This window comes from Klebsiella oxytoca, from assembly GCF_009707385.1.
Taxonomy (GTDB): Bacteria; Pseudomonadota; Gammaproteobacteria; order Enterobacterales; family Enterobacteriaceae; genus Klebsiella; species Klebsiella oxytoca_C.
Window position 1 is genome coordinate 2,220,755 of record NZ_CP046115.1, and the last position, 13,355, is coordinate 2,234,109.

The following is a 13,355-nucleotide window of genomic DNA, read 5'->3' on the forward strand; positions in this document are numbered from 1 at the left end:
CCGTTTTGTCCTGCAACTCGAATTATTCTGGGCTTACGGGATCGTTGTTTTAGTTTTCCGGTACGGGAGTACCGGTGGTTACATGGTGAAATAAACAGAAATAATTAATAGTGGATTTTGCCCGTATTGATTATTGTTATCAATATCATTCTCATGAAATAAACAAAATAACTTACTGAAAACATTAGTTAATGTAAGGATAAGGCGGGGAACCGGTGGAGAATCCACCGGTGAAGGGAGTTAACGCTGAAGAACCTGAGGCCACAGGCGTAGCGTGGTTTCGGCAATTTGCATGATCTTCGTGAAGTCGGCACCTTCGCGTGCGCCGATAGACATACCTTGTAATATGCAGTTAAGGAACAGCGCCAGCTGACGCACGTCGCCATCTGCCGGCAGTTCGCCGCGCAGCTGCCGCTGCTGGAGAAACTGCGTAAGCGTCTGTTCCTGCATCGCGTGCCGCGATTTCACGGTATTAGCGATGTCGGTTGATGATGCTGCCAGCGCGGCAGAGGTGTTAATCATAAAACAGCCTGCCGGCGTCTCTTTGCTGGTGAAACAGGTCGCGACGGCGGTGAAATAATCGCGTAATGCCCGATCGACTGTTTTATCTTCGTCAAACAACAGCGCCTCGTGTCTGGCGGCAAAACGCGAGATATAGCGATCCAGCACCGCGCGAAACAACCCCTCTTTATTCACAAATTCCGCGTAGAGCGTAGGCGCTTTTGCGCCGGTTGCTTCTACCAGATCGGCAAGAGAGGTGGCTTCATAGCCGTGCTGCCAGAAGAGTGTCATGGCCTTATCCAGCGCCGCTTCCCTGTCGAACACTTTCGGTCGGCCACGGCTTTTTTTCGTGCAACTTTGAACGTCAGTTGTCATGGTGCCGCTGTACCTTTATTGATGTGTTGAGTGGTCATTATAAAAATAAACCCCACAAGCTGCCAGCGATGGCGGTCTAAAAATAAATAATTCATATATGTATGAATTTTAAACTGTTTATAAATAGTTATACGGGCGTTATAAAAATATTTGACGTGTGACCTGGATCACACTATTATTTACCTATCGATCGTTAAGTAAATGCGTTCACCCCTACAAAAACATTCATCTGCACAGGTTTAATCATCATGAAAAACGTTAAAACTTTAGCCATTGCCGCCGTTCTCAGCTCGCTTTCTTTCGCCAGCTTTGCTGCTGTAGAAGTACAGTCAACTCCGGCTGGTCAGCATAAAATCGGTACCGTCTCCGCTACTGCCGGGACTAACCTCGGTTCGCTGGAAGATCAGCTGGCGCAAAAAGCGGAAGAAATGGGGGCAACCTCTTACCGTATTACTTCCGTAACCGGGCCGAACACCCTGCACGGGACTGCGGTTATCTACAAATAATTTTTTGCATTCCCCTGTTATGCCACTGATTATGCGTGGGCCTGATCCCTTCAGCAGTCCACGTTGAGTAAGAAATAAGTTGTTCCCTGACGAGATGCGGCGTCCACCCCTTTTATGACGCTGCGGACCGCAGAAAAGCAGTACGTTGTTATTTGTCACTTGCCACAAAAAAACCGCCTTCAGTTCAGAAGGCGGTTTTTTTATGGCTATGACCCGGTAGGCTAGAGCGACTGCTCCGTGATGTGATGGTGACGGGTGACATCAATCGGCATACCTGAACGTAGCGTCATCGCCCGCTCCATAACTTCAGCATCGGTCAACTGCGCCTGCCTGAATGCCTGCATGCTGTCGTTAAGAGTAATTGGCAGCGTCTGCGGATCGTCATCAATATGCTTCGACAGCGGCTGGTGCACTTCTACCAGCCGGGCTCCGTTCGGCTCAACGGATACTTTGATTGGCGTGTTAATGATCGTGACCTTCGTGCCTGGGGTTATTTCGTTGTACAACGCTTTGATGTCGTCATCGCGCAGGCGAATACAGCCGGAGCTGACGCGCATGCCGATGCCGAAGTCAGCGTTGGTGCCGTGCAGCAGATAGACGCCGCCGTAAGCCGCCAGGCGAATGGCATGATGTCCCATCGGATTATCTGGCCCGGCAGGCATGACGGCAGGCAGGTCAATCCCCATTGCTTTATAGCGGGCGCGAATATTGGCCGTTGGCGTCCACGTTGGGTTGGCGCGTTTGTCGGAGACGGTGGTGACCATCGTCGGGGTAATCGTATCGCCGCCGAGCTGCCCAATACCGATAGGATACACGGTCACTTCACTTTTTCCGGGTGGATAATAGTAGAGACGAAGCTCGGCCAGGTTGAGAACTAACCCTTCACGAGGCGCGTCGGGCAGCAGGGTTTGCAGCGGAATAGTCAGCACGCTACCGGCTCGCGGAACATAAGGATCGACTCCGGGGTTAGCCTGGAGAAGAGCCAGGAAGCCAACGTTGTACTTTTTAGCGATCGCTTCGAGAGAGCCGCCGTTATTTTCGACCACGTGAAACTGGTTTTGCCCCACCAGGCGGCTGCCCGGAGGCGGCAGTGGCCAGGTGTTGGCGCGAGCAGGCAGCGTCAGCGCGGCGGCGATAGCTACCATCCCCAGCCAGAGTGAAATACGCGAAAAGCTTTTCATCACCATAATTCCATAATAAGTAAGTGGTTATTTTTATACGAAGAGGCCTTAAGATTATGAGGGAGCGAGTGTTGGGAAGTGCAGGGGAATGCAAAATGTTTGTAAATTTTGCCGAATCTGAAAACAGGGCCGGGATACGACCTGTAGATCGTATCCCGGTTATCGCTAGGCGGTAGCGTTCTCTTCCAGCAGACGAATAAACTGCCGCACCCAGTCCATTCGCGTTTTGCGCTCGGCGAGATCCTGCATAAACTTCAGACGCGTCGGGCCATCCAGACGATAGTGCTGCGGCTGCTTCTGCAGCAGGCCAATCAGCCAGAGCGGGTTAACGTTATTCTTCTCGTTAAACTCAATGGTGCCGCCTTTTTCGTTGCTCTCAAGCTTACGGATCCCCAGCTTCTGCGCCTGCTGGCGCAATCGGGCGATGTCGAGCAGGTTTCTTGCCGGATCCGGCAGCAGGCCAAAGCGATCGATCAGCTCAACTTTGATCTCCTCCAGCTCATTCTCGTTCTTCGCGCTGGCGATGCGCTTGTAGAACGACAGGCGGGTATTCACATCCGGGATAAAGTCGTCCGGCAGCAGCGATGGCATACGGAGTTCAACTTCGGTCTGCTGGCTGGTGAGATCCTCCAGAGAGGGCTCGCGCCCGGCCTTCAGCGCATCAACGGCGTTTTCCAGCAGCTCCATATAGAGTGAGAAGCCGATGGTTTCCATGGAGCCGCTCTGATCTTCGCCCAGTAGTTCCCCCGCGCCGCGAATTTCAAGGTCATGGGTGGCCAGCGCGAATCCGGCGCCAAGATCTTCCAGCGACGCGATAGCCTCAAGGCGTTTTTGCGCATCGGTGGTCATCGCTTTCGGATGCGGCGTCAGTAGCCAGGCATAGGCCTGATGATGTGAACGACCAACGCGGCCGCGCAGCTGGTGCAGCTGCGCCAGACCGAAGTGATCGGCGCGCTCGATAATAATGGTGTTCGCCGTCGGGATGTCGATGCCGGTTTCAATAATAGTGGTGCACACCAGGACGTTAAAGCGCTGGTGGTGGAAATCGTTCATTACCCGTTCAAGCTCGCGCTCCCGCATTTGCCCGTGACCAATGGCAATACGCGCCTCAGGCACCAGCTCCGCGAGCCTGTCCGCCGCTTTCTGAATATTCTCGACGTCATTATAGAGATAGTAAACCTGGCCGCCTCGCAGCACTTCACGCAGGATCGCCTCGCGCACGACCAGCGCGTCATACTCGCGGACGAAGGTTTTGACCGCCAGACGGCGGGCGGGAGGCGTGGCGATAATCGAGAGATCGCGCATACCGCTCATCGCCATATTCAGCGTTCGCGGAATCGGCGTGGCGGTCAGGGTCAGGATATCGACATCAGCGCGCATCGCTTTGATACGTTCTTTATGGCGCACGCCAAAGCGGTGCTCTTCATCGACAATCAGCAGGCCCAAATCGCGCAGCTTAACGTCCGGCTGCAGCAGCTTATGGGTACCGATAAGAATATCGATTTTCCCTTCAGCAACTTGCTCAAGGATCTGCGCCTGCTCTTTAGCGCTACGGAAGCGTGAGAGCATCTCGATGCGCACCGGCCAGTTGGCGAAGCGATCGCGGAAGTTATCGAAGTGCTGTTGGGCGAGCAGGGTGGTTGGTACCAGCACGGCCACCTGCTTATGGTTTTCAACTGCCAGAAAAGCCGCGCGCATGGCGACTTCGGTTTTGCCGAAGCCGACATCGCCGCAGACCAGCCGGTCCATCGCCAGCGGCTGGCACATATCGCTCAGTACGGCGTTAATGGCCTGCGCCTGGTCGGGTGTGGTTTCGAACGGGAAACCGTCGCAGAACAGCTGATACTGTTCTTTATCATGTTTAAACGCGTAACCCTCTTTTGCCGCGCGTTGGGCGTAGATATCCAGCAGTTCGGCGGCCACATCGCGTACCTTCTCGGCGGCTTTCTGCCGCGCTCGCGCCCAGGCGTCTCCGCCCAGCTTGTGCAGCGGCGCATTCTCTTCCGCGCCGCCGGCGTAGCGGCTAATCAGATGCAGCGACGACACCGGAACGTACAGTTTGGCGTCGTTGGCGTAGGTCAGCATCAGGTATTCGCCATTAATACCGCCCGCTTCAAGGGTGGTCATGCCGGCGTAGCGCCCGACCCCATGTTCAAGATGCACCACCGGCTGGCCGATATGCAGCTCCGCCAGGTTGCGAATTAAGGTATCCGGGTTAATAGTGCGCCGCGAATCCTGACGGCGGCGGGCAACGCGCTCGCCCAGCAGATCGCTTTCGCAAATCAGCGCCAGATTACGCTGGCTATCGATAAAACCATGCTCTGCCGCGCCGATCATCAGATAGCGGCCGTTATCCGTCGCCTCTTCAAGACGCAGGATATACTTTGGCGCAACCTTAATGCGCGCCAGCATTTCGCCCAGCGCCTCGCGACGCCCCTCGCTCTCGACCGAGAAGATTACCGGCCCGTTGAAGGATTCAAGGAATCGGCGCAGGTTATCCAGCGGCGCTTTGTTCTGCGCCTGGATAGCCAGTTCAGGTAATTTTTGATAGCCGAGATTGGTATTGGCGGTTTTATCGGCCAGACGCTCGGTTTTGAGCTGGACGCGCGGCCATTTTTTTAGCTCGCGAAATAGCTCATCGCTGCGCAGCCAGAGCTGCTCCGGCGGCAACAGCGGGCGCATCGGATCGACGCCGCGGTTTTCATAGCGGGCGCGGGTTTCGTTCTGGAAGCGCTCGGCGCTGGCCTCCAGATCGCCGGTGTTGACGATAAGCGTTTTCGCCGGAAAATAGCTGAACAGCGGCGGCAGCGGTTCGTTGAAGAACAGCGGCTGCCAGTACTCGATTCCCGCGGGCAGCGTGCCTTTACTGACCTGCTGATAAATATGCTCCGCGTCGCGTTTGACCTCAAAGCGGTCGCGCCACTGGCTGCGGAACAGCTCGATGGCGGCCTGGTCCGTCGGGAACTCATGGGCCGGAAGCAGGTTGATGCTGGCGACTTCTTCCAGAGTACGCTGGCTGTCAACGTCGAACAGACGCAGGCTATCGATCTCATCATCGAAAAAATCGAGACGATAGGGCTGCTCGCTGCCCATCGGAAACAGGTCGAGCAGCGCGCCGCGGGTTGCGTACTCGCCGTGTTCCATCACCTGATCGACATGGCGGTAGCCGGCGCTATCCAGCTGGGAGCGCAGCGCATCCCGCGACAGCCGCTGGCCTTTTTTCATCACCAGCGCGTGGCCGTGGAGGAAATTATGCGGGCAGACGCGCTGCATCAGGGTGCTGACCGGAATGATTAATACGCCGCGTTCCATGGTCGGAAGCTGGTAGAGCGTGGCGAGACGCGAAGAGATGATATCCTGATGCGGCGAGAAGCTGTCGTAGGGAAGCGTTTCCCAGTCCGCCAGGCCTGCCACCATGCTGTCGGTAAACTGCCTGATTTCATCATTCAGACGCAGGGCGTTTTGCATATCGGGGGCTATCAGTACCACCGGACCGCCGTGGCGCTCGGCCATTTCAGCTACCAGAGTGGCGCAGGCCGCGCCGGTAAGTTCGCCAAGCTGGCGCTGATCGCCGGCGTTAACCGGCAAAGAGTATCGGTATTGTTCAGGCATAGACGGTATCATGGTCTCTTGGGGATTCGCTCTGCCGATATGGAGGGCAACTCGCTGATATTCAATAGTCTGATTATCCGCGATCGCCCCGGATTCGCCAACCCGTATCGCAAATGTCATGATGCGGGAGAAAATGTAACGAACTCCGATAAGCGTAAAGTTAAATAAGGACTTATTTTTCTATATCGTTGTTTATATTGGTTTTTTGCTGTTTTTGCCAATAAAATCTACAGGTTTCAGTCATTTACGCTGCCCATAATCGCTTATATACTCGGGCATCGGCTATCAGCAATCAGATGGATTACATGTATCAACCTGCCGCACTTTTTATCGGCCTTCGCTATATGCGCGGGCGCGCAGCCGACCGCTTCGGTCGTTTCGTCTCCTGGCTTTCCACTATTGGCATTACGCTTGGCGTGATGGCGCTGGTGACCGTTCTTTCGGTGATGAACGGCTTTGAGCGCGAGCTGCAAAACAACATCCTGGGGCTGATGCCGCAGGCCATTCTCAGCGCACAGCAGGGGTCCATAAACCCGCAAAAGCTGCCGGAAAGCGCAGCCAGACTACAGGGAGTCACCCGCATGGCGCCGCTGACCACCGGTGATGTGGTGCTGCAAAGCGCCCGGAGCGTGGCGGTTGGCGTGATGCTCGGGATAGACCCGGCGCAAAAAGATCCCCTGACGCCCTATCTGGTTAACGTGAAGCAGAGCGATCTCCAGGCCGGAAAGTATAACGTTATCCTGGGTGAACAGCTGGCAGGGCAGTTGGGGGTCAACCGCGGCGACCAAATCCGCGTGATGGTGCCCTCCGCCAGCCAGTTTACTCCGATGGGACGGGTTCCCAGCCAGCGTCTGTTTAACGTCATCGGTACCTTTGCCGCCAGCAGCGAAGTCGACGGCTATCAGATGTTGACCAATATCGACGATGCCTCACGCCTGATGCGCTACCCGCAGGGAAATATTACCGGCTGGCGGCTGTGGTTGAATCAGCCTCTGCAGGTCGACACGCTTAGCCAGCAGAAACTGCCGGAAGGTACCAAATGGCAGGACTGGCGCGAGCGTAAAGGCGAGCTATTCCAGGCCGTGCGGATGGAAAAAAATATGATGGGCCTGCTGCTGAGCCTGATTATCGCCGTCGCCGCTTTTAACATCATTACTTCTCTGGGAATGATGGTCATGGAGAAGCAGGGCGAAGTCGCTATTCTGCAAACCCTCGGCCTGACGCCGCGGCAGATCATGCTGGTCTTTATGGTCCAGGGTGCCAGCGCCGGGATTGTCGGCGCGCTGCTTGGCGCCGGGCTGGGCGCGCTGCTCGCCAGCCAGTTGAATAATTTGATGCCAATTATCGGCGCGTTCCTTGACGGCGCCGCGCTGCCGGTAGCCATTGAGCCGCTGCAGGTGATCGTCATTGCCCTCGTGGCCATGGCGCTGGCTTTACTCTCTACGTTGTATCCTTCATGGCGCGCTGCCGCCACTCAACCCGCTGAGGCTTTACGTTATGAATAAGATCCTGCTGCAATGCGACAACCTGTGCAAACGCTATCAGGAAGGCACTGTGCAAACCGACGTGTTGCATGATGTCAGCTTCAGCATTGAGGAAGGGGAGATGATGGCGATTGTCGGTTCCTCCGGTTCCGGCAAAAGTACGCTGCTGCATCTGCTTGGCGGGCTGGATACGCCAACCTCGGGTGACGTTATCTTTTCCGGTCAATCGATGAGCCAGCTCTCCGCCGCCGCCCGCGCCGACCTGCGTAACCGTGAGCTCGGCTTTATCTATCAGTTTCACCATCTGCTGCCGGATTTCACCGCGCTGGAAAACGTGGCGATGCCGCTGTTGATTGGTAAGCAAAAAGCGGCGGATATCGAGCGTCAGGCGAAAGCGATGCTGCGCGCCGTTGGGCTTGAGCACCGCAGCGACCATCGTCCGTCGGAGCTTTCCGGCGGCGAGCGTCAGCGCGTCGCGATAGCCCGCGCGCTGGTGAATAAACCACGTCTGGTGCTGGCGGATGAGCCTACCGGTAACCTTGACGCCCGTAACGCCGACAGCATTTTTCAGCTGCTTGGTGAACTGAACGTGGCGCAGCGTACCGCGTTCCTGGTCGTTACCCACGATCTGCAGCTGGCAAAACGCATGAATCGCCAGCTGGAGATGCGCGACGGTCGTCTGACCGCCGAACTCTCCCTGATGGGGGCCGAGTAATGGCTTCTCCGTTATCGTTATTGATTGCTCTGCGCTTTAGCCGCGGACGGCGGCGCGGAGGGATGGTATCGCTGATTTCGGTTATCTCAACCATCGGTATTGCGCTGGGGGTAGCGGTATTGATTGTCGGCCTGAGCGCAATGAATGGCTTTGAGCGCGAACTTAACAACCGCATTCTGGCGGTGGTTCCGCACGGTGAAATTGAGCCGGTTAATCAGCCGTGGAACAACTGGAGCGATGTACTGGCGAAGGTTGAAAAGGTCAAAGGCATCGTTGCCGCAGCGCCCTATATTAACTTCACCGGGCTGGTGGAGAGCGGCAGCAACATGCGCGCAATTCAGGTGAAAGGCGTCGACCCGCAGCAGGAGAGCCGCCTCAGCTCACTGCCAAACTTCGTGCTGAATAAGGCATGGGCCAGCTTTAAAGCCGGTGAACAGCAGGTGATTCTCGGGAAGGGCGTGGCCGATGCGCTGCACGTTAAGCAGGGGGACTGGGTCTCTATCATGATCCCGAACTCGGATGCCGAGCACCAGCTGCTGCAGCCAAAGCGCGTCAGGCTCCACGTCAGCGGTATTTTGCAGCTTAGCGGTCAGCTCGATCATAGTTTTGCCATGATCCCCATGCAGGATGCGCAGCAGTACCTTGAAATGGGCAGCAGCGTGACCGGTATCGCCATTAAAGTCACCGATGTATTCCACGCCAATACCCTGGTGCGCGATGCGGGAGAAGTGACCAATAGCTACGTTTACATCAAGAGCTGGATAGGTACCTATGGCTATATGTACCGCGACATTCAGATGATCCGCGCCATTATGTATCTGGCGATGGTGCTGGTCATTGGCGTCGCCTGTTTTAACATCGTTTCGACCCTGGTGATGGCGGTGAAAGATAAAAGCGGCGATATTGCGGTGCTGCGCACGCTTGGGGCAAAAGACGGGCTGATCCGCGCGATTTTCGTATGGTATGGTTTACTTGCCGGTTCGGTAGGGAGCCTGATTGGGGTGGCGATTGGCGTTATTTGCGCATTTAAGCTGACCTCGATTATTAACGGTATTGAGGGCCTGATCGGGCATAAATTCCTCTCCGGCGACATCTATTTTATTGACTTCCTGCCGTCTGAACTGCACTGGCTGGACGTCGTTTACGTGCTGGTGACGGCACTGTTGCTGAGTTTGCTGGCCAGCTGGTATCCCGCCCGCCGCGCCAGCCGCATTGACCCGGCGAGGGTGCTGAGTGGCCAGTAATTTATCGTCATGGTCGGCTTTGTTGACCAGTAAAGAGGAATTGCTGAAATGTACTATGGATTTGACATTGGCGGCAGCAAGATAGCGCTGGGCGTATTTGATAAAGCGCGGCGGCTGCTGTGGGAAAAACGCGTCGCTACGCCAAAAGAGAGCTACGAGGCTTTTTTGCAGGCGGTAGAGGCGCTGGTGCGGGAAGCCGATCGGCGCTTCGATTGTCAGGGCTCGGTGGGAATTGGTATTCCGGGAATGCCGGAAACTGAAGACGGCACGCTCTACGCCGCCAACGTTCCCGCCGCCAGCGGCAGGAAGCTGCGTGCCGACCTGAGCCACCGTTTGGCGCGCGACGTCCGTCTTGATAACGACGCCAACTGCTTTGCGCTTTCCGAGGCGTGGGACGATGAATTTACCCGCTATCCGCTGGTGATGGGGCTGATTCTCGGCACCGGCGTTGGCGGCGGACTGGTGCTCAACGGGAAATCGATTACCGGACATCGCTATATTACCGGCGAGTTCGGCCATATCCGCCTGCCGGTGGATGCCCTTGAGGTGGTGGGACGCGATTTTCCGCTCACCCGCTGCGGCTGCGGCCAACTGGGCTGCATCGAAAACTATCTTTCTGGCCGCGGTTTCGCCTGGCTGTACGAACACTTTTACCAACAATCCTTAACCTCACCCGAGATCGTTGAACTTTGGCAGCAGGGCGATGCGCAGGCGCGGGAACACGTCGAGCGCTATCTCGATCTGCTGGCGGTGTGTCTTGGCAATATTTTAACGATTATCGACCCCGATCTGCTGGTGCTTGGTGGAGGATTGTCTAACTTTACTGCAATAACCGAAGGGCTGGCGCAGCGCCTGCCGCGACATCTGCTTCCCGTTGCCAGCGTGCCGCGCATTGAGCGCGCGCGTCATGGTGATGCCGGAGGTATGCGCGGTGCGGCCTTCCTTCATCTGACTCATTAATGACAGAGGTAGCTATGCAGTCGCGCCGCTTACATCGATTAAGCCGATTTCGCCGCAACAAGCGCCGGTTACGAGACCGTCTGCGTCAGCGGATTTTCTTCGGCGAAGATAAGGAGACCCCTGAAGCGATGGAAAAACCAAGAGTTGTGGTATTAACCGGCGCGGGCATCTCGGCGGAGTCGGGAATTAAAACCTTCCGCGCCGCCGATGGTCTGTGGGAAGAGCATCGGGTTGAGGATGTGGCGACGCCGGAAGGTTTCGCTCGCGACCCGGCGCTGGTTCAGGCGTTTTATAACGACCGCCGACGCCAGCTGCAAAGCCCGGAGATCGCCCCTAACGCGGCGCATCAGGCGCTGGCGCGACTGGAAGAGGTTCTCGGTGATCATTTTCTGCTGGTGACCCAGAATATCGATAATCTCCATGAGCGCGCGGGCAACCACCGGGTGATTCATATGCACGGCGAGCTGCTTAAGGTGCGCTGCTCGTGGAGCGGACAGGTACTGAAGTGGACCGGTGACGTTACGACGGAAGATAAATGCCACTGCTGCCAGTTTCCCGCACCGCTGCGCCCGCACGTGGTATGGTTCGGCGAGATGCCGCTGGATATGGATGAAATCTACCTTGCGCTGGCCGAGTGCGATATTTTTATCGCCATTGGCACCTCCGGGCACGTTTATCCGGCGGCAGGGTTTGTCCATGAAGCGCGGCTGCAGGGCGCCCATACGGTTGAACTAAACCTCGAGCCAAGCCAGGTCGGCAGTGAATTTGCCGAAAAGCACTATGGCCTGGCCAGCGAAGAAGTACCTCGCTATGTGGAAACGCTGCTTAAAAGGATCGCAGGCTAGTCATATCATCTTTGATAAAGAGCAATGGAATGCCAGGAGCGGCTATGGATAGCCCGTTAATCATATCTTTGATTATGTTAATTGCCACAGTAGGGGTTGTACTGTGGAGTCAATTGTGTCTGCCGCAGCTTTCCGGCACCAGAAACGTTCTGTTTATTCTGTGTCTTTTTCTCGGCATCGGATCCGCTGCTTCCTGTCTGTTTCATCTGCTCTATCTGCTGTTCGTCGGCCAGAACGCGCAGGGCGATATATCACTTATTGGTACGCTTATTACCGTAGCTGCGCTGTGGAAGCCGCTCAATTATGTCATTGGCCTGCTGGATGATATCTCAGCCAGGTATCGGGGAGAACGGAAAGGGCAGGCTGGGCCGCGCAGCAAAAAATAGCCGGTGCAGAATGACCGATTCTGATCTTGAGGAAGCAGAGGGTAAAGATAAAATTTACCCTCTGCGAGCGTTGTCATTCTCGCTAATTCCTGCTGGGTTAAATTCAGCGTCGTTTATGCGTCCACAGCCAGGTGGCGACAAAGGTACTGAAGCCTATCATTACCGCCCACAGGGGAACGATTTTATGCAGGGAAAAGCCCCCGCTGCTGAAGAACAGACATATGGCCTGATAAAAAAGGTTAGCTACCGTCATTGCCAGCGTGAACTTCAGCACATAGCGCCAGCGGGTGGTGAAGCGGAACCACCAGCTGAAGGCCATAAATGCCAGTATCCAGAAGAGAAAACCGAGCGGATGGCCGGGTAAATCTTTTTTCCTGGCCGTATCTGATGCGCTATACCAGGTTAGCGGCGGTGTTGGCTGCTGCAGGAGCGCGGCCTGTAAGACGTCCAGCGCAGTGTTAATTCCCTGAAACCACAGACCATGCTGCCAGTAGGCCAGGGTGTGATTTTCCACAATTAACGCCGCATGGCGAGCTTCCAGACGCGGCTGCGCCTTTCGATCGGCAACCAGTTCATCCCGGCGGTCGTCGGTGTTGATAATCAGCAGCAGGATGCCCTGACTGTCGCCCGCCGCCATTTTTGCCGACTGTAGCAGGCGCGCTTTATTCGCCTGCGAAATATTGCTTTGCGTGGTCAGCAGAATAAATGGCGCAATTCCGGTTTGCTTTTTAAACAGTTCGGCACGGCGGGAAATATTGCGGGCGTCGGAAAGGGTATGAGTGGTATCGGTAAGATATCCCTCAATTGCCGGTGTCGATGCGGCGAAACCGGGATGAAAAAGCGAAAGAAAGAGCAACAGGGTGATTAATTTCCTCACTGGACTATCCTCGGCTTCTTTTTACTGCGAGGGCGAATAAGCTGGCTTGTTGCGGTGAAAACAATACCGATGAGCCCGACAAACCCCCATTTAAAAAAATTCATCCACCGACTGTGGATTTTGGCTTTATGCGGCTGGCCGGGAGGGTAGATCACATTGACGGTTTCGCCTTCGCTGTGTTCATAAAGGGCGTTACCGGCTCTGGATTTAAAAATCAGCGTATAGTCGGGCGTTGGGCGGAAGGCGACAACAGGATGCCAGGTGGGCTTATTGCGTTTTGACCCTATTGCATTTGGGTTGCCTCTGCGCCATTCGGTATCAACGATAATCCCTGTGGTATGAATAACGTTGCTGGTAGAGCGATACTGGTAATAAAAAATAGCGGCGGAGATCAGCATCATAACGATGCCCAAAGAGAGGAATATATAATAAAGAACTTTACCGTCCCGTTTCATGCGTACTTATCCTTGTAACACATCTTAGAACCTATGCCAGTAGGGCTATTTTACTTGCCATTAGTGCTCGATAAAATACGGAAGTATTCTGAACGCCCTTCAGGGCGGCCAGGAAGGCGAGCGTAGCGAGTCAATCCTCAACGTACTACCTGTGCTCCGGTTTCTGTGCGCTGTCCGTACCAAACTGACTGGGCCAGGCTCTTACTGCCGGGCC

12 protein-coding genes and 1 pseudogene are annotated in these 13,355 nt (G+C 55.5%); 8 read left to right on the forward strand and 5 right to left on the reverse strand.

Features of this window, described 5'->3' with window-relative positions:
• Nucleotides 1–240 precede the first annotated feature (240 nt).
• A complete protein-coding gene (locus GJ746_RS10215; RefSeq protein WP_154680085.1) occupies nt 241–876 on the reverse strand; it encodes a TetR/AcrR family transcriptional regulator in 636 nt (211 codons plus the stop codon).
• A 248-nt stretch (nt 877–1,124) separates the two neighbouring features.
• Here GJ746_RS10215 and bhsA point away from each other — a divergent pair, with 248 nt between their 5' ends.
• Nucleotides 1,125–1,382, forward strand: a complete 258-nt coding sequence (gene bhsA / locus GJ746_RS10220) for a multiple stress resistance protein BhsA (RefSeq protein ID WP_154680086.1) — start codon at nt 1,125–1,127, stop codon at nt 1,380–1,382.
• A gap of 221 nt (nt 1,383–1,603) precedes the next feature.
• On the opposite strand, the gene ldtC is transcribed toward bhsA, so the two are convergent.
• Complete coding sequence (gene ldtC / locus GJ746_RS10225; RefSeq protein ID WP_154680087.1) at nt 1,604–2,563, reverse strand: L,D-transpeptidase LdtC; 960 nt, start codon at nt 2,561–2,563, stop codon at nt 1,604–1,606.
• Between the two features lie 165 nt (nt 2,564–2,728).
• The gene (gene mfd, locus GJ746_RS10230) at nt 2,729–6,175 is read right to left on the reverse strand and encodes a transcription-repair coupling factor (RefSeq protein ID WP_154680088.1); all 3,447 of its coding nucleotides are present in this window, start codon (nt 6,173–6,175) and stop codon (nt 2,729–2,731) included.
• A 39-nt stretch (nt 6,176–6,214) separates the two neighbouring features.
• Here mfd and GJ746_RS25610 point away from each other — a divergent pair.
• From GJ746_RS25610 to GJ746_RS10260, 7 genes and pseudogenes are all read left to right on the forward strand, one after another.
• Nucleotides 6,215–6,295 (forward strand): annotated as a pseudogene (locus tag GJ746_RS25610) (hypothetical protein); the annotation flags it as partial.
• Between the two features lie 185 nt (nt 6,296–6,480).
• Nucleotides 6,481–7,680, forward strand: coding sequence for a lipoprotein-releasing ABC transporter permease subunit LolC (gene lolC / locus GJ746_RS10235; RefSeq protein ID WP_154680089.1), 1,200 nt, complete (start codon nt 6,481–6,483; stop codon nt 7,678–7,680).
• Complete coding sequence (gene lolD / locus GJ746_RS10240) at nt 7,673–8,374, forward strand: lipoprotein-releasing ABC transporter ATP-binding protein LolD (RefSeq protein WP_154680090.1); 702 nt, start codon at nt 7,673–7,675, stop codon at nt 8,372–8,374. The genes lolC and lolD overlap by 8 nt, the downstream gene beginning before the upstream one ends.
• The gene (gene lolE / locus GJ746_RS10245) at nt 8,374–9,618 is read left to right on the forward strand and encodes a lipoprotein-releasing ABC transporter permease subunit LolE (protein ID WP_154680091.1); all 1,245 of its coding nucleotides are present in this window, start codon (nt 8,374–8,376) and stop codon (nt 9,616–9,618) included. Before lolD ends, lolE begins: the two co-directional genes overlap by 1 nt.
• 48 nt (nt 9,619–9,666) lie before the next feature.
• Nucleotides 9,667–10,578 carry an N-acetylglucosamine kinase gene (gene nagK, locus GJ746_RS10250; RefSeq protein ID WP_154680092.1) on the forward strand — a complete coding sequence of 304 codons (912 nt, stop codon included), beginning with the start codon at nt 9,667–9,669 and terminating at the stop codon, nt 10,576–10,578.
• A gap of 14 nt (nt 10,579–10,592) precedes the next feature.
• Nucleotides 10,593–11,423: a Sir2 family NAD+-dependent deacetylase gene (cobB, locus tag GJ746_RS10255; protein WP_154682690.1), complete on the forward strand. Its 831-nt coding sequence runs from the start codon at nt 10,593–10,595 to the stop codon at nt 11,421–11,423.
• Nucleotides 11,424–11,467: 44 nt separating this feature from the next.
• Nucleotides 11,468–11,809, forward strand: coding sequence for a hypothetical protein (locus GJ746_RS10260; RefSeq protein ID WP_154680093.1), 342 nt, complete (start codon nt 11,468–11,470; stop codon nt 11,807–11,809).
• A 103-nt stretch (nt 11,810–11,912) separates the two neighbouring features.
• On the opposite strand, the gene GJ746_RS10265 is transcribed toward GJ746_RS10260, so the two are convergent.
• Nucleotides 11,913–12,686, reverse strand: a complete 774-nt coding sequence (locus tag GJ746_RS10265; protein ID WP_154680094.1) for a TPM domain-containing protein — start codon at nt 12,684–12,686, stop codon at nt 11,913–11,915.
• Nucleotides 12,683–13,141, reverse strand: coding sequence for a DUF3592 domain-containing protein (locus GJ746_RS10270; RefSeq protein ID WP_154680095.1), 459 nt, complete (start codon nt 13,139–13,141; stop codon nt 12,683–12,685). The genes GJ746_RS10265 and GJ746_RS10270 overlap by 4 nt, the downstream gene beginning before the upstream one ends.
• Between the last annotated feature and the right edge of the window lie 214 nt (nt 13,142–13,355).

Coding starts and splice junctions, on each gene's coding strand:
- GJ746_RS10215 (WP_154680085.1), bottom strand. CDS start 876: ATGACAACTGACGTTCAAAGTTGCACGAAAAAAAGCCGTGGCCGACCG.
- bhsA (WP_154680086.1), top strand. CDS start 1,125: ATGAAAAACGTTAAAACTTTAGCCATTGCCGCCGTTCTCAGCTCGCTT.
- ldtC (WP_154680087.1), bottom strand. CDS start 2,563: ATGAAAAGCTTTTCGCGTATTTCACTCTGGCTGGGGATGGTAGCTATC.
- mfd (WP_154680088.1), bottom strand. CDS start 6,175: ATGCCTGAACAATACCGATACTCTTTGCCGGTTAACGCCGGCGATCAG.
- lolC (WP_154680089.1), top strand. CDS start 6,481: ATGTATCAACCTGCCGCACTTTTTATCGGCCTTCGCTATATGCGCGGG.
- lolD (WP_154680090.1), top strand. CDS start 7,673: ATGAATAAGATCCTGCTGCAATGCGACAACCTGTGCAAACGCTATCAG.
- lolE (WP_154680091.1), top strand. CDS start 8,374: ATGGCTTCTCCGTTATCGTTATTGATTGCTCTGCGCTTTAGCCGCGGA.
- nagK (WP_154680092.1), top strand. CDS start 9,667: ATGTACTATGGATTTGACATTGGCGGCAGCAAGATAGCGCTGGGCGTA.
- cobB (WP_154682690.1), top strand. CDS start 10,593: ATGCAGTCGCGCCGCTTACATCGATTAAGCCGATTTCGCCGCAACAAG.
- GJ746_RS10260 (WP_154680093.1), top strand. CDS start 11,468: ATGGATAGCCCGTTAATCATATCTTTGATTATGTTAATTGCCACAGTA.
- GJ746_RS10270 (WP_154680095.1), bottom strand. CDS start 13,141: ATGAAACGGGACGGTAAAGTTCTTTATTATATATTCCTCTCTTTGGGC.